The sequence below is a fragment of the Acinetobacter sp. 1294596 genome (assembly GCF_000582925.1).
Lineage (GTDB): Bacteria > Pseudomonadota > Gammaproteobacteria > Pseudomonadales > Moraxellaceae > Acinetobacter > Acinetobacter radioresistens.
On the sequence record NZ_JFCC01000002.1, the window covers coordinates 1 to 21,906 of the forward strand.

Here is a 21,906-nt window from a genome sequence, read left to right on the forward strand (position 1 = left end):
ATCCAGTAGCAAGCTACCTTCATCCGCTCGACTTGCATGTGTTAAGCCTGCCGCCAGCGTTCAATCTGAGCCATGATCAAACTCTTCAGTTAAAATCATTTGTACCTTATTTATAGACAAGGTACCAATTCTGGCTCATTAATCTTCTGACTAAAAATTTACTCAAATAAACTTCGAGAAATTTCTACCATTCAATCAATGAAAATTATTTCGATCGATCAACCAGTAAAAATCCACACAAGTTGTTCTTCATATTCTCTTAATGATCTTCTTACTGCTTCGTCAGCAGCAAGCTAGGTCGGCTATATTACGCTTTCTTTTCATAAAGTCAACTGGTAATTCAGATTATTTTAAACCTATCTAACAAAACCCGACTTAACTATATTTAACTAAGTTACTGTTTTATCAGAAGTTTTAATCTTCATCACCGCCGATGGATGTGCATTATAGGCCATTTATTTCCTAACGCAAGCGGTATTTTATAAAAAAGTGATCGGCTGGTTATTTATCCGGCAAATACCCGGATTTTTTCTATTTCTTAAGTATACACGGCTCAGCCACACTTAACTGATCCAGTATTTTATCCTGTTCATTTTTTTCCTGCCAACGCAAAGGTCGGCAGTCGATATATTCAATATAACCGCTCTCGCCTTCATAGCTTTCGCCCTCCCAATGAGCCTGATAACGAAAGCTTCCGACATAGCCTGCCGCTAAACCAAATTTGAAGTCCCCTCGGCTTTGTGCATGCAATTCAAATAATATTTGTCCTTCATGTTCTACGCACCAAGAAAATTCTCTAGGCAAGTACATCTCTTTACCATTAGGGGTAGTCACCTTAGGATAAACACGGTCTACTTTGAATATTACATTTTTATCATGGAGCTTCATGTCTCCAGCTATATCACGCACATAAAGATGTGATTGAACAAGTTGATTAAAATTATTACGGATTTGCAGAAGCAGAACTTGTAAGGACGAACTTAGATTAATGACCTGATAGGTAAAAAAGCACCAGGTAATTACAGGTATATTGGCAGCACGGGCATATTCAAAGCTACCGGTTCCTTCAATTAAATAACGCTGTTCTTGGTAGTAAACTTCGCCTTTACACTGGCAAAGCAAAGACCAGTGCTCGAATAAGCCCCATTTTATTTTTATAAATTGAGAAAGAACAGGCAGAGTCACCACATTTAAATCTATAGAAAACTCGGGTGACTGGCGTCTGATTCGTAATACAGGTAATTCACCAGATACTTGATCAATATCTGCAAAGGAGAAATCATCAGAATTAAAAAGGCACTGTTCTTTTATAGAGTAACTTTTAAGTTGCCCCACCATATGTGGACTGGAGCTGACTAAAACTGTTGCAGTATCGAGCGCCTGCTCAAGAATGGCACTTTGATTAAAAAATACGGGTATTCGGGGCTGCCCGATAATACTTATAAAATTAAGATAATGAAGTGGAGCAGGCAGATTGGGTAGAATCAGACCCTGATGGATAATTTTAAAACGGCCTTTAGGCGGATGATAAGCCAAGTTCAGTTTAGAAAATGATTTAGGGTTCAGCTGCTGTGATTGATTCAAGGACGTAATCAATTTAACCATACTGAACCCCCTGATTTGGTTAGGTTATAATACGACTTTGATGTCTTCGGGCCAAAAATGTTGTAATGAAACCTGAGAATGCATAAATAATAGAAACAGTCAGTATTCCAACAGGTATATTGTACGTAATTGCTGCAAGAATCAAAACAACAGGAAGCATAACTGCAAAAGGTACACGTTTGCGATCCATCTGTTTAAATGAGTAATACTTGATATTAGAAATCATCAGGATTCCGATAATCAGCATCAGGACAGCATTGGTGGCTTGAATTCCCCGGTCCTGCAGATCAAAAATCGCTGGAAAATCTATTCCTACCCAGATTAATGAAACCACAATGATTGCAGCCAACGGACTTGCAATCCCGATGAAATAACGCTTATCGACTACTCCGATCTGCACATTGAAACGGGCTAACCGGAAGGCGGCACAAGCGGTATAGACAAAACAGCAAGCTAAACCAATACGACCAAGATCATTAAGACTCCAGCTATACATGAGCATTGCAGGCGCTACACCAAAAGCCAGCAAGTCAGACAATGAGTCAAATTGTTCACCAAAAGCACTTTGTGCACCAATGGCACGTGCTACCCGTCCATCCAGACCATCTAAAAGCGCAGCAATAAAAATCGCATAAATGGCCTGACTATAGACTCCATTCATGCTCGCGACTATTGAATAGAATCCTGCAAGTAAAGCTGCGGTTGTAATTAGGTTCGGCCATAGATAAATTCCACGACGCCTTATTTTCTGCCCTTCATGAGTATGCTCTTCTTCGACTACTTCAAAGGTAATTCCATCAAATGAGTCGTGAGAATTATCATCCCGTTCAGGCTTAGGTATATTTGTCATTCTTATACGTCCTAACTATGACCTTATCCAATTTACGGTAAAGCACAGACTATTCACCAACTAGCCAGCGTACTGCCGCATGTCCGCCAATTTCTTGCATGCGCAGATGTGGAAACAACCATTGTAGTGCCTCATCGGCATCTTCAGAAAACTTCCAAGGCGGATTAATGACCAGTAAACCACAACCATTTAAACCGACTGGCGTGTCATCCGGCCATACACAGATTTCACAGATGAGCTGCCGGCGAATACCGGTCTTCATCATTTTCTTTTCAAAACGCTCAATCATGGCGCGATCCTTAATCGGATACCACACGGCAAATATGCCCGTCGGCCATTTTTTATAGGCATTCTGTAAAAGCTCTACCAATTGCGGAAAATCTTTACGTTCTAATTCATAAGGCGGATCAATCATGACCAGACCGCGTTTTTCTTTCGGTGGAATAACGGCCAGTAGTCCCTCATAAGCATCACGTTTATGCAGACCAGCACGTGAATCACGAATATTGTCACGTAACTGCTGAAATACATCCCGTTGCATTTCAAACACTGTGGCTTTATCAATATCACGCATTCCCTGTAATGCAAACCATGGTGAGCCAGGATAAGCCCCTTGACCCTGCTGGCTACGCATACTTTCAACCAGTTTCAGGTATTGCTGTACGCCTTCTGGTGCATTACGCTTGACTGAGTCATCCAGCTTGACCAAACGGTGAATACCTGTCAGAAATTCACCAGACTTTTGTGCAGGTGCAGACGACAGATCATATTGACCCGCGCCACCATGCGTATCGATATAACGATAAGGCTTGTCTTTACTATTCAGGCGTGTCAACAATTGCAGCAACAGTACATGTTTCATAACATCGGCAAAGTTGCCTGCATGGAAATGGTGACGGTAATTCATTTTTGCATTAATTCCTTAGTTCAATAGGCATTTTAGCATGAAAAAATGTTTCTTTAAGGAACTTCTCTTATTCTAAAATAATCCCTTACTTTTTATCCTTATTTTTTCGAGGTGATATGGAAGACGTTTTTCTACCGCAATCCTGGGCTCTTGACCAAGTGATCAGTGATTTACATCAACATGGTTTTGCAGTTATTGATCGGGCCTATGAGCAAGCTTATTTGCATGATTTAGTAGAAGAATGTACTGAAAATATTAATCGTTTTCGGGAAGCTGCTGTTCAAAACGGAGTGGTTACGCAAATCCGCAGTGACCATATTTTATGGATCAATGAGAATTTGCCTATTGCACAGCAACATATAAACACCTTGCAACAACTGGCTATCACACTTAACCGGGCATTCTTTACCAGTATTCGTGAAGTTGAAGCTCACTTCGCCTGTTATAATGCTGGCGAGTTTTATACTTTACACCGTGATAATCCCCAACAAAAAAATGATCGGGTTTTTTCTGCCGTTTACTACTTACATGAACAATGGCAGAGTCACTGGGGTGGGCAGTTGCGCTTACAGGATGTACATCAGGATTGGCATATTATTGAACCCGCACCCAATCGATTAGTGATTTTTCAAAGCGATCTTTTGCATGAAGTCTTAAAGGCACAACAACAGCGCCTGTCTATTACTGCATGGTTACGTAGTGGACTGGTGTTATGGTAAAGGCCGGGCCGGTCGCTTTAAATCTGTAAAACCAGCCTCATATATAAACTTAATATTTATAAGAGTAATGGCGAATGCTAGAAGATACCAAGCAACTGATAGCCCGCATTGGTGAAACAGATCAATTGTTCTTGTCATGCAGTACGCCTGAACTGGCGCTTGAGCGTGGGCAGTTACGTATGGAACTGGTAAACCGCAGCAATCATCGTCAGGAACAGATTCATTTCTTGCAGGAAGCTATTGTCATTCTTGAACAAGGCCGCCTGGAATATGAAGAAATGCCGTTAAGGGTTTACCTTGACCTCTCGATTCAGCTAGCTAAAGCTTATATGGTTTTCTTTGAATTGAATCGTGAAGTGCATTTTGCTTTAATTGCCCAGCAGATTTTAAAACCATTGGCACATTATGAGCATGGTGAAATTTTTCTGATTTTAGGCTATGCATCTGTTGCTAAAAATGAATTGGCTCTTACCCGGCACTGGCTGAGCAAATATACCAAGACTCAAGAGTTTGATCGGGAAACGTTACGACAACATTTTGCCTTTCAGGCTATGCATAATGAGGACTGGTTTATGAAACTGCTTCAGTCGCGTGTTCATTGATTAAAATCAAAGGCTCTTCACAGAAGAGCCTTTTTTCTTATTCAGGATGCTTAGGATTTTTATCGTCTTCAACGTGCAGCATCTGGTTCAGCTTGTCAATAATCACAATCCATTCATCATCCTGATGCCAGTGTTCACGCAGGAAAGAACTCTGCCCCTGTGTCCAGAAATCTGCTTCTGGTAAAATTACATCAGAAGGAAGCTGATGATCTTTTGCAAACTGGTCTATAGAAGCTTCATCTGAAGGTAAGCCTAATTGCTCAAATAATAATTCTAAAGTGGGTTGTTGTTCGAGTACCATAACTTGACTCCTATTTGTTATTTCATCAATCTATAAACTAACAAATACGCAGAAAATTAGGGCTACAGGCCGATGTATTCTTGTTATCTTTTGTGATAAATCTAAAGATGACTATAAAAAAAAGCGCCTATGACAGGCGCTTTTTATCAATCTAAAAAATAGATTATTTAAGCATATCAGCAACTGCTGCGCGCTCTTCTTCAAGTTCGTTCAGAGTTACGTTAATGCGCTCACGGCTGAATTCGTCGATTTCAAGACCTTGAACGATTTTGTATTCACCGTTTTCAGTGGTTACAGGGAAACCAAACATTACGCCTTCAGGAATGCCGTAAGATCCGTCAGAAGGAATACCCATTGTTACCCATTTGCCGTTTGTACCAAGTGCCCAGTCGCGCATATGGTCGATAGCAGCATTTGCAGCAGAAGCAGCAGAAGACAGGCCACGCGCTTCGATAATCGCAGCGCCACGTTTACCAACAGTTGGAAGGAATACGTCTTTGTTCCATTCAGCATCGTTGATTTTGTCTTTCAAGCTTTCACCGTTCACAGTTGCGAAACGATAGTCAGCATACATGGTTGGAGAGTGGTTACCCCAAACAGTCATGTTTTCGATGTCAGAAACTGCAACACCTGCTTTTTGAGCAAGCTGAGTCAAGGCACGGTTGTGGTCAAGACGTAACATTGCGGTAAAGTTTTTCGCTGGAAGATCTGAGGCAGATTTCATTGCGATGTAAGCATTGGTGTTTGCAGGGTTACCTACAACCAATACTTTAACATCACGACTAGCCACTTCGTTAAGCGCCTGACCTTGACCGATGAAGATTTCACCGTTCACTTTAAGCAGGTCAGCACGTTCCATACCAGGACCACGTGGGCGTGAACCCACAAGAAGTGCGTAGTCAGCATCTTTGAATGCTACTTTAGGATCATCAGTACCGATCATGCCCGCCAACAATGGGAAAGCACAGTCGTCTAGTTCCATCATTACGCCTTTCAGCGCTTGTTGAGCTTTCTCAACAGGAATTTCTAATAATTGAAGAATAACTGGTTGGTCTTTACCCAGCATTTCGCCGCTTGCGATACGGAATAACAGGCTGTAACCAATTTGACCAGCAGCGCCAGTAACGGCAACGCGAACAGGTTGCTTCATGTAATTATCTCCAATTGAGGATCGTCATAATGATTAAATAGCTGTTCTATCTAATCTTAATAAACATAAACGGCAAAGATTGTACTCCAATCGTCTGACAGATGCATGTAAAAGAGAATGGATTTCCCCTAAAGTCTGATAGGAAATATAAATGAAATCCCGTTCATACTTTCAGATTATCTTTAAGCATCAAATAATTGTTTAATATGCCCCTTTTACGGTAAAGCTACCTGGACAACTGGAGACAACTTCACTTGAGCACTGTTTATACTGCCCATTAACCCGGTAACATACCTGAACCTCTGTCAAGACAGGTGCGCCTCTTAAACTTTCACAACTAAAGCGTATTCCATTATTTGGCAAAGCAGGGTTCAGTTTTAAAAACTGCTGTTTTAATGAATTATTTTGTATTTGACGACTGACTGAGCCGGTCAGATCGGCAGGGATTTTTAAGCGCTCGGCATAATTAATAATGGTACGGAAATACTGGCTGGCATTCATCGGCAAACACCCTCCTACGCTATGCCATAACTGAGCACGGCTATTTTCACCCGGCATAATACGCGACACAACGTTTGCCTGAATGGGTGACAGATTTGCAGAAGAACTGGTTGTACAGTCTTCTTCTGTTGTTTCAGGCAGCAAACCGGCAATCGTCAATGAATACCCTTCCAGACACTGGCGGGTTTTCTGTCTGGATGAGTCCAATGCACATACTGCCGGTGTCATTTGCACACGCATCACATACCCCTGCAAAGCTGGTGCAGCAAAGGCCGGAGAACTACACAACCCGATCACAGCAGTTACACATCCGGCAGCTGCAAAAGAAGAGGTTGCCTTTAGACTTATTTTCTTCATTGAAAAACTAGCTATAAATTGCAGTAACACATTAATTCACCGGACCCTTATGGTGTATTCCTGACCGGTATTACTTTCATCCGGTTCTGAATAGATTGTGGTCCTTGCCCCAATAGCACCCCATAATGAGTTGCATTTGCCATGACATTTTTAACGTAGTCACGGGTTTCAAGTAACGGAATGGCTTCCGTATATTGATCAGCAGTCAGACTCTGAAATTCAGGCTGCCAGCGCTTAGCCCTGTTCGGACCGGCATTATAGCCAGCCGTCGCCAATACAGGGTTATTACTGAGCTGATTTTGTATCATGGACAGATAATAAGTACCGTAGCGGATATTGGTATTCATATCAGTCAGGGCAGCCGGGTTATAACTCTCGCCCATTTGCCGGGCGACCAGTCGTGCTGTATCCGGCATGATCTGCATCAATCCGCCAGCTCCAACATGTGAGCGTGCAGAAGATACAAAACGGCTTTCCTGACGCATAAGTCCATAAGCCCAAGCTGGATCTACTCCCACATTGCGGCTATGACTCACCACTGTACCCTGATGTGGAGTAGCATAACGGTAACTGTAATTATGCTGTCTCACTGTACGTTCTGCGGCATAGATTGCCCGATCATACCATCCCATATCATGAGCACGTTTCGCCGCAGCGAGTAATAAACCATCATCCTGCTTCAGGTATGCCTGACGTACTGCCCAGTTCCACTCACGATTAATATAGCTATCTGGTGCATTAATACGGCGCAAGGTAAACGCACGGTTAAAATGAATATTCTGGTTCAGCCGCTGCATGTCTTGGCTAGAAGGTTGCTGATTACCCGGCACACTGCTGTACCTTTGGCCCAACTGATCCTTTGCTAACAGATTATGATAATCATCGCCTGCCTGGGCCAATTTACTATAGATAGCTCGTGCTGTCTGGCGTGAACCACTGTCATTTCGTTTTTCCACGCTACGGGCCAGCCAGTATTGCCAGCGGTCTTCCTGTTTCTGGGTGACTGTCATACTATCAATAGCACGGATTACACTCTCCCACGCTCCAAAGCGAATCGCCTGTCGCGCATAGATTTCTGCTTCTTCAGGGGTAAATGGATAACCATAGCTGGTATCTAAAGCATTCAGGACTTCCCGATTAAAATTATTCTTCATGACAGTAGTACCGCCAATATAACCTACTGTGCGATACAAATAGCGTTGTACATCGGCAGGCGTACCCTCAGCCGCGCGTTTTACCGAAGATAACGCTGTTTCCAGTTCGTTATTGGCCAAACGTCCCAGGGCAAAAATCAGATAAGCATGATCAGTTGGAGTCGCTTTTGGTGCAGACCATAAATAATTAAGCGGATTAGCCTGAATCTGGTTCAGCTGGGCCAATGATAAAGGTAGCCCAATAGTTTGTGCCGTTGCCAGCGCCTGACCCGACTGTCCTGCCCGTAGTTGTCCCCATAAACGCTGCTGGCGATCTTGGGCAGTCATTAATGGACTGGCTAGCATCATACGCCCCAAACCGGTACACGAATCAGGCTGGGATTCAGTAGTAAACCATATATCCTTATACTCAGCAAAGACCAGAGGGTCGCCAGTCTTAGCCCGCACCTGGGCAACCGCACAGCTCTCTGCACGGTCAGGATTGGTTACATAAGCCAAAACTGGCTGGGCATTGGCATAATCAGCCTGTTTTACTTTTTCTTCTACATAGTCAGCGGCAAGTTTCTCAGTCATGGCAGCCTGTGGATACCGCTGGGCAAAGCTGATAATTGCTGAAGGCGACTGAAAACCCAGATTGGTATTTAATTTCCAGTATTCCGGATAATAGCCAAGCACATCATTTTGCATAGCAGCCTGATACTGATCTAACAGCGCAACATTACCCGCGTTGGCAGCCCTTAAGGCATCATTAAACTGCTCGTCAGCAGCCTGGCTACAATGTATACCGAATACACTCATCAAGCTTCCAAGCAAGATGCGCTGAAAACTTTTGTTTTTTAATCCATATTTACTTAATGAATTATTTTTCTTGAGATGCATACCCGCCCTTTTCCAGCTGCAAAACCCAGTTCCGGACCGATAGTTTAATTATTCTTTATGATCACTACTGTTGTGTTATGTAACCTCATGATTCACCTCTCATTAATTCAAAAGTAATTTTGTCTGTAAAATCAACGCAAACTGAACTGAATTTATTTTTAGGGCTTTCGTTAAAAATACTGTTAAAATGTGCGACCTTAAAAATCCCTTTACCGGTCGATCTATGTATATTCAGGCCGGTTATCTGATCATTATCCTTTAGGAGCCTACATGACGGTTCAAACCTTCATTCCAAATGGTGCCAAAGCTGCCTCAGAAAACACTGTTACCCAGCCACAGCACACCCCTGCCGACAATATGCCAGTTAAAAAACTGTATATTGAAACGCAAGGGTGTCAGATGAATGAGTATGACAGTCACCGTATGGCAGACCTTTTAGGCGACTCACATGGCTATATCCTGACCAGCAATCCGGCTGATGCCGATATCATGCTGATGAACACATGTTCAATCCGTGAAAAAGCACAGGAAAAAGTGTTTAGTGAGCTGGGCCGCTGGCGTAAGCTAAAAGACCAGAATCCTGACCTGGTGATTGGTGTGGGTGGCTGTGTGGCCTCACAAGAAGGCGATAATATTCAAAAGCGTGCGCCTTATGTCGATATGGTATTTGGCCCGCAAACCCTGCACCGTTTACCGCAAATGCTGGACCAGCATATAGACCAGCTTGAGAAGCCAAAGAAAGAGAAGATCAAGCTGGTCGATATTTCCTTTCCGGATATTGAAAAATTTGACTTTTTGCCCGAACCACGCGTAGAAGGCTATAAAGCTTTTGTTTCAATCATGGAAGGCTGTTCAAAATACTGTTCGTTTTGTGTAGTTCCTTATACCCGTGGTGAAGAAGTTTCACGTCCGCTGGATGATGTACTGGCCGAGATTGCTGGTCTGGCAGAAAAAGGCGTTCGCGAAATCAATCTGCTTGGCCAGAACGTAAATGGCTATCGTGGAGAGACTTTCGAAGGCACTATCTGTACCTTTGCTGACCTGCTGCGTCTGGTGGCCGAAATTCCGGGTATTGGTCGGGTTCGTTATACCACTTCACACCCGTTAGAATTTAATGATGATCTGATTCAGTGTTACCGCGACTTGCCACAAATGGTCTCACACCTACATTTGCCGGTACAAAGTGGTTCAAATGACGTACTTCAGGCAATGAAGCGTAACCATACTATTGATGTTTATATTGAAAAAATAGCCAAGCTTCGCAAAGTCCGTCCCGATATGCACTTATCAAGTGATTTTATTATTGGATTTCCAGGCGAGACTGATCAGAATTTTGAAGAAACTTATCAGTTTATTCAGGAAATGGACTTTGACCACTCTTATAGCTTTATTTATTCCAAACGTCCTGGTACACCAGCCTCAGAGCTGGCTGATGATACACCGGAAGAAGTGAAAAAAGAGCGTTTAGCACGTGTTCAGCAATGGATCAAGCAATCCAGTATTGCAAAAACAAATGCCATGCAAGGAACGATTCAACGTGTTCTGATTGAAAATATTTCAGAAAGGGATCCGAACCTGCTAGTCGGTACGGCCGATAATACCCGTCTGGTTACCTTTATCGGAGACCCGGCCTGGGTGGGACGTTTTGCCGAGATTGAAATTACCGAAATTAAAACTTTAAATTTAGTTTACGGAGAACTCTTGAATCTTGAGCCTGACGTGGCGTAATGTAAGGGGAACGACAAAAATTACCTAAAGGATTTCTCTTGACTGCAGCGATTCGACGTACAGTAAGTTTCCCTGGCATTTCTATGGAACGCCTTAAGAGCATGTTAGGTGCTTATAACGGACATATGAAACAGATTGAACAGCGTCTGGATGTCAAAGTTACCCATCGCGGTGATAGCTTCTTTGTAGATGGTGAAATCGATGCAGTTGAACGGGCAGAAAGCCTGTTACAGCGACTGCATGAAGAAGCCGAGGTTTCGCAGCAGATCAGTGCCGATGTACTGCATATGATGATTCAAGGCAGTCAGACCGAGCGCGAGCTGATGGATGATACCGAGCAGGAACATACCGGCCTCGACAGTGTCTGGTTACAGACCCGAAAAGGCCGGATCAATCCACGCGGTGCCAACCAGAAACGTTATGTGCAGCGCATTTTACAAAGTGATATCTCTTTTGGTATCGGTCCTGCTGGTACAGGTAAGACCTATCTGGCGGTTGCTGCTGCAGTCGACATGCTGGAACGTAATGAAATCCAGAGAATTCTTTTGGTCCGTCCGGCGGTAGAAGCAGGTGAAAAGCTGGGCTTCCTGCCGGGTGATTTAAGCCAGAAAATTGATCCTTACCTTCGCCCTCTTTATGATGCACTGTATGAAATGCTCGGTTTCGAGAAGGTTGCCAAACTCATCGAACGGCAGGTCATTGAGGTTGCCCCACTTGCTTATATGCGTGGTCGAACCCTGAACCATTCTTTTGTCATTCTGGATGAAGCACAGAACACCACGCCAGAACAGATGAAAATGTTCCTGACCCGTCTGGGTTTTGGTTCGCGTGCAGTAATTACCGGAGACATTACTCAGGTAGATTTACCACGTGGACAGCAATCAGGACTAGCCCATGCTTTGCGGGTACTGGAACCGATTAAGGAAATTCATATTACCCGCTTTCATTCACGTGATGTAGTACGCCACCAGTTGGTACAAAAAATTGTAGAAGCATATGAAGGCTGGGACAGTGAACAGTCCCGGCTGAGTGCTGAAGCACGTGCTGAGCGCAAGGCACGTCAAGAAGCACTTGTAAATGAAAATGATACTGCTGCAGATGCACAGCATCAATCAGAAACACCAGACAACATTTAAGGTTTATTTTGAAACTTAGTCTCTCTTTGCAACAAACGTTTGTAGCGCCTGAACTGGTGCTCAAACGTGCTTATCTTAAAAAAGTGATTGAAACCACTCTTCGTCATCTTGACGTTAAACAGGACTGCGAAATTGGAATTGCCTGTGTTGACCTTGATCAAAGTCAACAGCTGAATCTGGAATACCGCCGGAAAGACAAACCTACCAATGTCTTATCTTTCCCGAGTGAAATTCCGGAAGAAATTTTACCCATGCTGGCAGCCCGGCCTTTGGGTGATCTGGTGATTTGTATTCCGGTCGTATTACAAGAAGCTGCCGAGCAGCAGAAAGTACCCGTAGAGCATTTCACACATATGCTGGTCCATGGCACATTACATTTGTTAGGTTATGACCACGAAATCAGTGATGAAGATGCCGATGAAATGGAAGCACTGGAAATTGAAATTCTGGCCAAGCTTGGCCTGAATAATCCTTATCAGGAAGAATAAATTAAAGTAAGCTATTTTAATAATTACAAACCTGGCAGGAATAATAACTATGAAACTTCTCATGCAAATTACTGCTCTGTTGACCAGTACAATATTTATGCCTGTAGTTTTTGCAGAACAACCTGTTACTGTGCAAAGCAGTTGTCCGCAGTCTGAGTTTCAGTCTAAAGATAAAACATGGAGTGGCCATTATTATCTCAGCGGCGTCATGGAAGTTGGCTCTGAATTGCTACTGGAAGAAAATGGTCATTTTAAATGGATGCTGGCAGTCGGTAGCCTGGACCAATATGCAGAAGGTATCTGGTGGAAAACCGGAGAATGTATCGGTCTCAAACCTGAAGCCAAATTCTTAAAACAGCTTCAGATTTTCCCAAGTTCTCTTTATCTTGCTGATGAAAAACTCAAAGCTGTCTGGGCAGATGGCCGTGAGCAGGGAACTTATTACCGGCCGAAACTGAGCTCTAATCCTTAACACAAAACCTTTAATTTATTTTACTTCGAATTCAGCCTCGGCCGGGTCGAATCGCCATGTCCGTACAATGCGTAGTTCAGAAATATCTTTCATACCTGCATCAAACCGCCCAAATGGCGCACCTTTACGTACAGAAGCCTTGGCTGCCTCATCTAGAATGGTATGTCCTGAACTTTCCAATAACCGGATTGCACGTATCCCGCCTTGAGCATTCAAGATGACCATAAGCTGCACTTCTCCTGTTAGGCGCTCAGCCTTAGCCTGCTGCGGATAATAGCGGTTACCATAGAGTTCAACTTTTTCACGGAACTTGTCCAGATAGGCAGCTGCTGCATCCTGCTTGGCCTGTATTCCATCCACCGTTTTGATACGCTGCTGACGGCTGAAATCCTGCTGACGCTGTAAATACTGGGCTTCCAGACTGGCAGCCATTGCTGCCTTAGCCTGAAACTGGCTCTGTAATTCTTCTAAAGCTTTTTTACGCTGGTTCTGCTCCGCTTCTTTGCGCCAGCTCATGATTGTCATCAGGACTTTGTCTTCAAACTGTATTTGAGGCTGTTGGTGCATCTGCTGTAAAGTCTCCTGCTGCTGCTCACCCGCACTTTGTTGTTGTGAACTGGCCGGTAGCTGGCTTGAGATACGGTGAGCCTCTCGGAAGCGGCCTGAACCCTGCTGGTCTGCCTGTGCCAGATAGTCGGCATCTTTGACCTGCTCAGAACTCGGACGAATGCTGACAGCGATTTCCTTACTGGCAGCAGCCTCTGGATCTGGCATTGCAAAATGCAGAGTTAAAATCGCCAAATGTAAAATGACAGCCAGCAACAGAGCACCCATAAAAATCGGATCCTGCCACCAAGCCAGACCTGTCCCACCAGGTAAAATTATTTTTTTCAACATATGACTTTTTACCAGCCAGACTCTTTTGGTTTGAAGTCGGTTTAGAAAGAAGTAGAAAATAACATCAATACAAAGTTATTATTAAACTTATGGACTTGTCACCCCAGTCACCAATCTTCATACTCAACATTAAAAATGACGCGATTAAATTCAGCTAACTGCAGGATTCAAGCTTGAAATTTTCTTACGTCCCGTCAAGATTGCAACTGAACGAAAAAGAACTCTCCATCTGGAATCATTTTTATGCCTAGAACGCTAATTTCCAATATTTCTAAACGTATACGTCAAGTATATCAAAAAGCAGAGGGATTTATTGAAGAAGAGCGTGAGTTTGCCTTGTCTCAAGTTTTTTTGAATGCCACTTTTGAACGTTATGTCACCAATAATGTTAAACTTTTGCAGGATTTGCATGCTGATGTGCATGATGACTGGCTCAGACTGTACGCCACTTTGGAAGTAAAGGGTTTATATACCACCCTGTCTGTTGACTTAAAACTGCTACAGATGGAACTCAATAAAAATACCCAGCTTCTGATTTTTGAGCAGATCAGTGACACGCAGGTGATTGAGGCCAAATTTAAAAATGTATTTATAAAAATCGGATTTAATACCGCTCTCTTCTTTTACCAGAAAATTTTAAGAAAAGACCCTTTAGGTTCTATCTTAGAGCGTTTTAATATTGTGCAAGTTAAAGATGACCTGTTATATCTGGATTTGAATCAGTGGTTGGGCAAAAGCCGTTCGGTTCTGGAAACACTGGATAAAATCAATGTAAATCAGGGGCTGTTACGTGAAGCAGAACTGGTTCTGGTTGGGAATGTTAATATGCGGGCTATTCTGCATAAATCTATGCGCGATGCCCAAATGCAGAAAATAGAAAATGATATTGAAGCTACCCATGTGACGCCACTTCAACAAAAATAGACTTTAAAATATCTTATATTTAAGCTGGTCTGTGAAAAACCTACATACTGATACAGTTAAGTAGCCTATTTCTATTACTTCTTCATTATTGAAGAGCATAATACTAGATGAAAAATAAGTTATATTTCTTTGATGTAACCTGTTTCTGTAAAAGGATCCCCACACTTATGGCAACTACCCTGTTTAAAACCCTGACCTTAGCGACTGGTATGACCACAGCGCTGTTATTTTCCGGTTTTTCAAGTCATGCTCTCGCCATGAGTCCCTTTCAAGCCAGTTATCAGTTTTCTTATAATGGTAAGAATATGGGTACAGCGACCCGGACTTTAAGTAAGAACGGTAACCAGTGGGTGTACACCTTTGCCGCAAAGGCGGGCGCTATTGCATCAGCCACCGAAACCAGCCGTTTTAGCTTTAACAATAACAAGATTATCTCTGACAGCTTTAACCGGACCAGCAAAATTTTAGTACATAATGACAAAATGAGCATCCAGTTTAATCCGGGCACCAAACTTATCAAAACGCAAAAAGATGATAAGTCCCGTTCTTTTGCCTGGCAATCTGGGGTACTCGATGAGCTAAATGCCGAATTACAGATTCGGGAAGATTTAAAAGGCTCAGGTTTAAAGTCAACCTATCCAATTGCTGATGCCAAAGAAGTGGAAAACCGTAAGTTTGTTAGGCAAGGTACTGAACAGGTGAAAACCTCTTATGGTACATTCAGCACCATTAAAGTACGGATGCAACATGACAAGGCCGAGCGAAATACAGTTTTCTGGCTGGCCCCAAAACTGGATTACTTACCGGTTAAAGTTACCCATCAAGATGGTAAAACGTCCTATGGCCTGTTATTAACAGGTTATAAAGGACCAACAAATTAAGTAATTTGATCAATTTCAGCTTGCATTTTTGCGGATGCTTTTTAAAATACGCTTTTGCTTGAAAAAGCATCCGCCCCTAGAGGAATTCTCCCGTGCATGCACTAGAACAGAAAATCTTAAGTGAAGGTATCGTTCTATCTGATCAAGTCTTAAAAGTGGACGCGTTCTTAAATCACCAAATTGATCCTGTATTGATGCAGCAAATTGGTAAAGAGTTTGCTGCCCGCTTTAAAGATGCAGGCATCACCAAAATTATCACGATTGAAGCATCTGGTATTGCTCCTGCAGTCATGGCAGGTTTAGAACTGGGTGTTCCTGTAATTTTTGCCCGTAAATATCAGTCATTAACTTTAAAAGATGACTTATACCGTTCTAAAGTTTTTTCATTTACCAAGCAGACTGAAAGTACAATTGCGATTTCAAACAAGCATCTGAACTCAAGTGACCGCGCACTGGTCATTGATGACTTTCTGGCGAATGGTCAGGCGGCTTTGGGTTTGATTGACCTGATTCATCAAGCCAATGCCGAAGTTGTTGGGGTCGGGATTGTAATTGAAAAGTCTTTTCAGCCTGGCCGCGATGTCTTACTTGAAAAAGGATATCGTGTCGAGTCACTAGCCCGTGTACAGTCACTGGCAGATGGCAAAGTGGTTTTTGTTCAGGAATAAGTTTCTCTGACAGTAAAAGAGCGCATTAGCGCTCTTTTTTATGGCTGCAGTTTAAGAGCAATCTCTCCAAGCCTTTTACCTTGGGCGAAGCACAAATCTTTTTCTTCCTGAGTCAGCCCTTGGTCATGGCGTGGTCCACTCACATGTGTGGCACCATAAGGCGTGCCCCCAGATTTAGTATTTGAGAGCGCCGGATGGTCATTACTAAGCCCTATAATCATCATACCATGATGGAAAAGTGGAGGCAGCATGCTCAGTAAAGTGCTTTCCTGCCCACCATGCATAGAACCACTCGAGCTAAATACACAGGCAGGTTTGTTATGCAATGCTCCGCTCAGCCATAAACTGGTTGTTTGGTCCCAGAAATATTTCATCTCACTGGCCATATTACCAAAGCGGGTAGGTGAACCAAGAGCCAGACCGCTACAGTTAGCCAGCTCATCTAGCGTACAATAGATATCGCCTTCTGCAGGAATACTCGGTGCAGCTTCTGTGACTACTGTCGCCAATTGTGGGACCGTACGGATCTTTACATTCATACCGGTGGCTTCGATACCATTTGCAATTAAATGTGCCATATCTCGGGTAGAACCATATTTACTGTAATAAAGAACAAGAATATAAGCTTGCATACACTTTTAGAGTTTAGCTAAAAAGAAAACTATACGGTATTTCTTTAAGTTTTTGCTAAGCTGGAACAACGAATTACATAAAGATCATGAAAAAAATCGAGATTTTATTTTTATGTTGAATTTTTTGAAGAAGCTTCCGTTCTATGACAAAACCTGGTTCAAGTTTATCCTGTTTGTCATTCGCCGTTTTGAAGCAGACCGTTGTCGAGAGCTGGCAGGTTCTTTAACCTATACCACGCTCTTTGCGATTGTGCCCATGCTGACCGTATTTCTGGTCATCATTTCCTCTATTCAGGCCTTGGAACCAGCGCGTCAGCAGTTGCAGCAGCTTATTTATAGCAATTTTCTGCCTAAAAGCACGATTGCATTTGACAAGATGCTCAATGCTTTTACCGAGAAGTCTAGTAATCTGACTGTCATCGGGGTGCTGTTCCTCTTTGTCACAACCATCATGATGTTAAGTACCATTGAAACCGCGTTTAACCGGATCTGGCGTGTTAAAGAAACACGCGGAGGTATTGTCGGGTTTATGCGTTATTGGACAATTATCTCTTTAGGGCCCATTGTGCTTGGCAGTGCTTTTGTCATCTCATCTGCGCTGGCTTCTTTAAGTATTTTAAGCAATAACTTTGCTGGCTATGAGATGGATGGTGCGTTTCTCCTGTCATTGCTTTCTATTGCATTGACGATTGCTGGTTTCTTTATTATTTACTGGACTATACCCAACCGCAATGTACCTGTGATTGCTGCTGCACTGGCCGGCGTATTCAGTGCAATTGTTTTTGAAATGCTCAAGAACTTGTTTGGCACCATTATGTCCAATTTCACCAGTTATGAAATTGTCTATGGTGCCTTTGCCGCAATTCCTATTTTCCTGTTATGGATTTACCTGTCTTGGAATATTGTACTTCTAGGGGTTGAGGTCAGTTTTGCGATTACTGCGTTTCATTCTCGCTATGGCCAGACACGTCATCCGGTGTTGATGCTGCTGGATGTTCTGGATCTGTTTTATCGAAAACAGAAACTGGGGGAAACGGTTACTGAAAAAGAAGCGATGAATATCTTGGGCCGTGGGGAAATAGGCCGCTGGCCGGCTTATGTGGCTATGCTGGAAGAGCAGAATCTGGTCAAGCGTACAGAAAATAATGATTATGTACTGGTACGCAATCTAAGTCAGGTTGACTTCTGGAGCTTCTATAAAGCACTTCCGTATCCACTGCCACGACGTAATGATGTAGGCAATATTCATCCAGATGATGAATGGATGCAAAAGCTTGGTCCCGTACTCATTGAAAGTGATGACTATCTTTCTGCCAAACTTTCTGTTCCTCTTTCAACGATTTTTGAGAGAAAATAAAATTTAAAATTACCTATCTGCTTAAAAAAGGCCATATGAAATGGCCTTTTTTAACACTTAAAACCATCTGCTTATTGAACAAATGTATTCCATGTAAAATCTTGGGAAACACCTTTTAACGTCATGATCAGACGGTCTCCAGATTTTAATGCAGCCACACCAGCCGGTGTACCGGTCATGACGACATCACCCGGTTCAAGTGTAAATACCTGACTGATATCTGCAAGCAGATAACCAATATCAAAAATCAGTAATGAAGTGTCACCTTCCTGACGTAATGCCTCATTTACCTGTAAGCTATAATGAATATTTTTCCAGTCTTTTATTTCTTCCAGACTTACCCAGTCTGCCAAGATACAGGAACCATCAAAAGCTTTGGCCCGCTCCCAAGGCTGGCCCTTGCGTTTAAGTTCGGTTTGTAACTCTCGTAAGGTGAGGTCCAAACCTAGAGTTACTGCTCCAACAGCTTTCAAAGCTTCTTGCGGATCAGTTTCATTATGTAATGGCTGGTCTATACGTAAACTGAGTTCACATTCATGGTGACAGTCGCCCCATGCCGGATTCCAGCTGATTCCCTGTTCAAGTCCAACCAAGCTGCTTGGCGGCTTGATAAATAGTACCGGATGGTCAGGTACGGCGTTCCCCAACTCTTTGGCATGATCCGCATAACTGCGGCCTACACAGACAATTTTTGATGGACGCGTAGCCATGCTTTTCCCTTCCTTTTCTATTTCAGTTCAATAAAATTTATTTCTTGAATGTATTTTCAAATACAGCCTGTTGCTGGGCATTCAGAAAAGCCCGTTTTGGTACAATAATGACAGTCCGGTTCTTGAACTCAAGCATATAAGTAAGCTTGCCTATAGCAAAGTGCTGTACTTCTGCATACTGGAAAGTCTGCTTGCGACCATTTGCATAGAGTTCAATATAGTCCTGAAACAGCTCGATTCCCTGCTCACTTTTACCAAACTGATACTTGATAAACTGACGTTTGAACATCATCGGTAAAAACCAGTAACGCATGATGAGTTGTAATATCAGGAAGAATACGCCAAGTGCCACATAATAACGGCCAACGCCAGTAGGTCCTAAATAAATACCCCATATCACAATAGCGATGCTGACAAGAGGCGTGATAAAACGGGTCAGCTGTTTTTTGCCAAATGTCGCCAAAGAGAAGCCATCTTGGGATTCTTCCAGATTTAGGCTATAGCGCACAGATACAGCAGGCTGAACTTCAGACATAAGCACATCATCAAAACTTTCAAATTGTTTTAAATCTTACACCAGAATACGTTATTTCCTCATCTTTTTAGTGTCCGAAGTTATAGTAGATAACAGCCCTTTTTCCTTAATATTCTTTCACTTTGTCCCATAAAAAATAGATAAACAGGATTGGCATGTTCTATAGCAACAGATATTTTTATCTCATTGTATGGTTTTGGCTATCTGCCAGTACTGTAGTATCAGCCCAAATTATAACCTGGACCGAACAGATACCCAGCAGTCTTTCACCATTTCAAGGTAACATCCAGACGCTTGCAGGCCTCACAGGCGACCGTATTTTTATTTATGCTCACCCTAAACAAAATATTCAACTGCCTACATTTCAAGCCCAGCAGAAAATACAAGGAAAATATTATAGTGGTGCAGTAATTGTTCCAACCTCTAGCCAGAATATTGCCAAACTGCTGACTCACTATCGTAATTATGCCGGTTTATTTCCCACGCTTAAATCTGCGAAGATCCAAGCTCAACAAGGCAATATTACTCAGGTCAAATATCAGATTCATATTCCCACGCCTATTCCGGTACTCAATTTCAAAGAACAGGTATTAATGCAGCATCAATACAGCAATAATAGTATTGCCACCTTAGTAATTGATGCTCCTGTCCCTTACGGTGCGGGAAAAATTGAATGGTTTGATATAGGCAACCAGAGAACTTTAGTTACGATTACCCAATGGGGCGATCTTAACCAGCCTAAAGGTTTTTTATTCAGTAAGATCCTGAATGCCATTCCAGAAGCCAAACTTGGTATTCCAGGTGCTACCAATGCCTTTTTACTAGAAGCCTTGCAACGTCGCTATAAAATATCAACAACCCAAAACCTGAAAGCAGGCACATTACCAGAGTTCCAGCTCAGTACTGCTCAGCGTCAGAAAATTGTCCAGTTAAGCCAGCAGTCTCAAGAACCTGTATCTTTTATTCTTTCGGGCTATCAAGTGCCCTATCAGCGGGGTACAGAAGCTATGCGCTTTAGTACCAGCTATCAGTATTTTGCACAGAGCCCGGAGCACCTTAAACCTTGGCTACAGCCACCTAGCTTTAAATCGCTCTTTCCACGTCAGATTAAAAATGTACAGAGCAAGCAGCTTAATCCACAACAACTTGATGCTGATTATCAGGTTTCTGTTGGTTTAGGTGTAATCAGTATTCCTGTCGATTTTAAACTGCGCTTTGACTACCCGAATTCACTACAAAATGTTTTTCATGCGGTGGGTGGAGACTTAAAGTATATACAAGGCGGTATGCAGCTTGATGCATATGGTCAGGGTACTGTATTAAAGCTTACCAGTGCGGTAAAAATTCATGACCAGGCGCCTTTCCTGCTGCGGGCCATGCGCAGTCTGCCCTATCACGATATGTTACCTGCCATAGGTGGAAATACGATATTAGCTTTAAAAATTAAACAGCGAGTGAAATAATTATTAAATATTTTATCGTTATTTTAAATACAAAAAAACCGCAACAAATGTGCGGTTTTTTCTATCGTTTATCAAGTTGGTGCGCTCAGAGAGATTCGAACTCCCGACCCCTTAGTTCGTAGCCAAGTGCTCTATCCAGCTGAGCTATGAGCGCGTACTTGATGCTGCGCATTATACGTGTTTTTCAGACTTTTACAAGTCTTTTTTAACAACTTTTATCTGAATGCCTAGTTAGTAAGCGTTTTGGAGAAAATCAGATAACTCTTGATCAAAAATTTTTATAAGCAGTTTTCATATTTCCAAAGTAGCTAAAGGCCAATTTATTAAAGTAGTAATCTATTATTTTCAGGCACAAAAAAACCGCTATAAAGCGGCTTAATGTTCAAGTTGGTGCGCTCAGAGAGATTCGAACTCCCGACCCCTTAGTTCGTAGCCAAGTGCTCTATCCAGCTGAGCTATGAGCGCGTACTTGTGTGCCATTAACGGCAAGTCGTTACAATCAATTACTTCAAATATTTATAGGAATTAAACCGATAAATTGGTGCGCTCAGAGAGATTCGAACTCCCGACCCCTTAGTTCGTAGCCAAGTGCTCTATCCAGCTGAGCTATGAGCGCGTACTTGTGTGCCATTAACGGCAAGTCGTTACAATCAATTACTTCAAATATTTATAGGAATTAAACCGATAAATTGGTGCGCTCAGAGAGATTCGAACTCCCGACCCCTTAGTTCGTAGCCAAGTGCTCTATCCAGCTGAGCTATGAGCGCATTGAGGTAATCGTTGGCGGTGAGAGAGGGATTCGAACCCTCGATACAGTTGCCCGTATGCGTCCTTAGCAGGGACGTGGTTTCAGCCACTCACCCATCTCCCCGTAACGAGCCGCCATAATACAAACTTAATTCCCAATCATCAAGCCATGACTGAAAAAATTTCTGCCTTTTTTGTTCAATTAAATATTTTTTAAGCAATTTATCGGGTTTTACAGACTTT

22 protein-coding genes, 5 tRNA genes and 1 rRNA gene are annotated in these 21,906 nt (G+C 42.7%); 11 read left to right on the top strand and 17 right to left on the bottom strand.

Translation table 11 applies throughout. From position 1 onward, the window contains the following. From J502_RS01225 to J502_RS01240, 4 genes are all read right to left on the bottom strand, one after another. Window positions 1-92: ribosomal RNA gene (locus J502_RS01225) — 16S ribosomal RNA — on the bottom strand; the annotation flags it as partial. A 439-nt stretch (window positions 93-531) separates the two neighbouring features. Next, entirely contained in the window at window positions 532-1,605 is a 1,074-nt protein-coding gene (locus J502_RS01230; RefSeq protein ID WP_005018424.1) for a DUF6670 family protein, read from the bottom strand. Between the two features lie 19 nt (window positions 1,606-1,624). Next, on the bottom strand, window positions 1,625-2,455 hold the full coding sequence (gene pssA / locus J502_RS01235; RefSeq protein ID WP_005018422.1) for a CDP-diacylglycerol--serine O-phosphatidyltransferase: 831 nt from the start codon (window positions 2,453-2,455) through the stop codon (window positions 1,625-1,627). Between the two features lie 49 nt (window positions 2,456-2,504). Then, a complete protein-coding gene (locus tag J502_RS01240) occupies window positions 2,505-3,362 on the bottom strand; it encodes a 23S rRNA (adenine(2030)-N(6))-methyltransferase RlmJ (RefSeq protein ID WP_005018420.1) in 858 nt (285 codons plus the stop codon). A gap of 116 nt (window positions 3,363-3,478) precedes the next feature. Between J502_RS01240 and J502_RS01245 the strand changes: the two genes are divergently transcribed. Next, a complete protein-coding gene (locus J502_RS01245; RefSeq protein WP_005018418.1) occupies window positions 3,479-4,081 on the top strand; it encodes a 2OG-Fe(II) oxygenase in 603 nt (200 codons plus the stop codon). 74 nt (window positions 4,082-4,155) lie between these two features. Then, window positions 4,156-4,683 carry a hypothetical protein gene (locus J502_RS01250; protein WP_034682813.1) on the top strand — a complete coding sequence of 176 codons (528 nt, stop codon included), beginning with the start codon at window positions 4,156-4,158 and terminating at the stop codon, window positions 4,681-4,683. A 37-nt stretch (window positions 4,684-4,720) separates the two neighbouring features. Here the strand turns inward: J502_RS01250 and J502_RS01255 are convergent, their stop codons facing one another. The 4 genes from J502_RS01255 to J502_RS01270 form a co-directional block, all read right to left on the bottom strand. Continuing rightward, window positions 4,721-4,984, bottom strand: coding sequence for a DUF2789 family protein (locus J502_RS01255; protein WP_005018415.1), 264 nt, complete (start codon window positions 4,982-4,984; stop codon window positions 4,721-4,723). 163 nt (window positions 4,985-5,147) lie between these two features. Next, window positions 5,148-6,134: a malate dehydrogenase gene (locus J502_RS01260; RefSeq protein WP_005018414.1), complete on the bottom strand. Its 987-nt coding sequence runs from the start codon at window positions 6,132-6,134 to the stop codon at window positions 5,148-5,150. A gap of 201 nt (window positions 6,135-6,335) precedes the next feature. Continuing rightward, window positions 6,336-6,992: a ribonuclease T2 family protein gene (locus J502_RS01265; protein ID WP_026056641.1), complete on the bottom strand. Its 657-nt coding sequence runs from the start codon at window positions 6,990-6,992 to the stop codon at window positions 6,336-6,338. 47 nt (window positions 6,993-7,039) lie between these two features. Further along, window positions 7,040-9,025: a lytic transglycosylase domain-containing protein gene (locus J502_RS01270; protein WP_005018412.1), complete on the bottom strand. Its 1,986-nt coding sequence runs from the start codon at window positions 9,023-9,025 to the stop codon at window positions 7,040-7,042. A 270-nt stretch (window positions 9,026-9,295) separates the two neighbouring features. Between J502_RS01270 and miaB the strand changes: the two genes are divergently transcribed. Genes miaB through J502_RS01290 form a run of 4 tightly spaced genes read left to right on the top strand, consistent with a single transcriptional unit; the run spans window position 9,296 to window position 12,849 of the window. Next, the gene (gene miaB / locus J502_RS01275) at window positions 9,296-10,753 is read left to right on the top strand and encodes a tRNA (N6-isopentenyl adenosine(37)-C2)-methylthiotransferase MiaB (protein ID WP_034682815.1); all 1,458 of its coding nucleotides are present in this window, start codon (window positions 9,296-9,298) and stop codon (window positions 10,751-10,753) included. A 38-nt stretch (window positions 10,754-10,791) separates the two neighbouring features. Further along, window positions 10,792-11,889, top strand: coding sequence for a PhoH family protein (locus J502_RS01280; protein WP_005018410.1), 1,098 nt, complete (start codon window positions 10,792-10,794; stop codon window positions 11,887-11,889). A gap of 8 nt (window positions 11,890-11,897) precedes the next feature. Continuing rightward, window positions 11,898-12,377, top strand: a complete 480-nt coding sequence (gene ybeY, locus J502_RS01285) for an rRNA maturation RNase YbeY (protein WP_005018409.1) — start codon at window positions 11,898-11,900, stop codon at window positions 12,375-12,377. A 49-nt stretch (window positions 12,378-12,426) separates the two neighbouring features. After that, entirely contained in the window at window positions 12,427-12,849 is a 423-nt protein-coding gene (locus tag J502_RS01290) for a hypothetical protein (RefSeq protein WP_005018408.1), read from the top strand. Between the two features lie 15 nt (window positions 12,850-12,864). On the opposite strand, the gene J502_RS01295 is transcribed toward J502_RS01290, so the two are convergent. Continuing rightward, window positions 12,865-13,746: an energy transducer TonB gene (locus J502_RS01295; RefSeq protein ID WP_034682817.1), complete on the bottom strand. Its 882-nt coding sequence runs from the start codon at window positions 13,744-13,746 to the stop codon at window positions 12,865-12,867. A 243-nt stretch (window positions 13,747-13,989) separates the two neighbouring features. On the opposite strand from J502_RS01295, the gene J502_RS01300 reads away from it, so the two are divergent. The 3 genes from J502_RS01300 (at window position 13,990) to J502_RS01310 (ending at window position 16,219) form a co-directional block, all read left to right on the top strand. Next, on the top strand, window positions 13,990-14,670 hold the full coding sequence (locus tag J502_RS01300) for a hypothetical protein (protein WP_005018406.1): 681 nt from the start codon (window positions 13,990-13,992) through the stop codon (window positions 14,668-14,670). A 167-nt stretch (window positions 14,671-14,837) separates the two neighbouring features. Continuing rightward, on the top strand, window positions 14,838-15,551 hold the full coding sequence (locus J502_RS01305) for a DUF3108 domain-containing protein (RefSeq protein WP_005018405.1): 714 nt from the start codon (window positions 14,838-14,840) through the stop codon (window positions 15,549-15,551). Window positions 15,552-15,643: 92 nt separating this feature from the next. Beyond that, window positions 15,644-16,219: a xanthine phosphoribosyltransferase gene (locus tag J502_RS01310; protein WP_005407147.1), complete on the top strand. Its 576-nt coding sequence runs from the start codon at window positions 15,644-15,646 to the stop codon at window positions 16,217-16,219. A gap of 38 nt (window positions 16,220-16,257) precedes the next feature. Here the strand turns inward: J502_RS01310 and wrbA are convergent, their stop codons facing one another. Beyond that, window positions 16,258-16,851 (bottom strand): NAD(P)H:quinone oxidoreductase, encoded by a 594-nt coding sequence (gene wrbA, locus J502_RS01315; protein ID WP_005018403.1) that lies wholly within the window; start codon window positions 16,849-16,851, stop codon window positions 16,258-16,260. Between the two features lie 112 nt (window positions 16,852-16,963). On the opposite strand from wrbA, the gene J502_RS01320 reads away from it, so the two are divergent. Continuing rightward, a complete protein-coding gene (locus tag J502_RS01320) occupies window positions 16,964-18,208 on the top strand; it encodes a YihY family inner membrane protein (RefSeq protein WP_005024473.1) in 1,245 nt (414 codons plus the stop codon). Window positions 18,209-18,279: 71 nt separating this feature from the next. Here the strand turns inward: J502_RS01320 and J502_RS01325 are convergent, their stop codons facing one another. Both J502_RS01325 and J502_RS01330 read right to left on the bottom strand, forming a co-directional pair. Beyond that, complete coding sequence (locus J502_RS01325) at window positions 18,280-18,918, bottom strand: fumarylacetoacetate hydrolase family protein (protein ID WP_005024471.1); 639 nt, start codon at window positions 18,916-18,918, stop codon at window positions 18,280-18,282. A gap of 37 nt (window positions 18,919-18,955) precedes the next feature. After that, window positions 18,956-19,453, bottom strand: a complete 498-nt coding sequence (locus J502_RS01330; RefSeq protein WP_034682819.1) for a YcxB family protein — start codon at window positions 19,451-19,453, stop codon at window positions 18,956-18,958. A 155-nt stretch (window positions 19,454-19,608) separates the two neighbouring features. On the opposite strand from J502_RS01330, the gene J502_RS01335 reads away from it, so the two are divergent. After that, window positions 19,609-20,916, top strand: coding sequence for a hypothetical protein (locus J502_RS01335; protein ID WP_034682820.1), 1,308 nt, complete (start codon window positions 19,609-19,611; stop codon window positions 20,914-20,916). A 77-nt stretch (window positions 20,917-20,993) separates the two neighbouring features. Here J502_RS01335 and J502_RS01340 read toward each other — a convergent pair. The 5 genes from J502_RS01340 to J502_RS01360 form a co-directional block, all read right to left on the bottom strand. Next, window positions 20,994-21,070 (bottom strand) — tRNA-Arg (locus J502_RS01340). Window positions 21,071-21,304: 234 nt separating this feature from the next. Then, window positions 21,305-21,381 (bottom strand) — tRNA-Arg (locus tag J502_RS01345). A 74-nt stretch (window positions 21,382-21,455) separates the two neighbouring features. Beyond that, window positions 21,456-21,532: transfer RNA gene (locus J502_RS01350), tRNA-Arg, on the bottom strand. 74 nt (window positions 21,533-21,606) lie between these two features. Beyond that, window positions 21,607-21,683, bottom strand: a tRNA-Arg gene (locus tag J502_RS01355). Between the two features lie 14 nt (window positions 21,684-21,697). Next, a tRNA-Ser gene (locus tag J502_RS01360) sits at window positions 21,698-21,787 on the bottom strand. Between the last annotated feature and the right edge of the window lie 119 nt (window positions 21,788-21,906).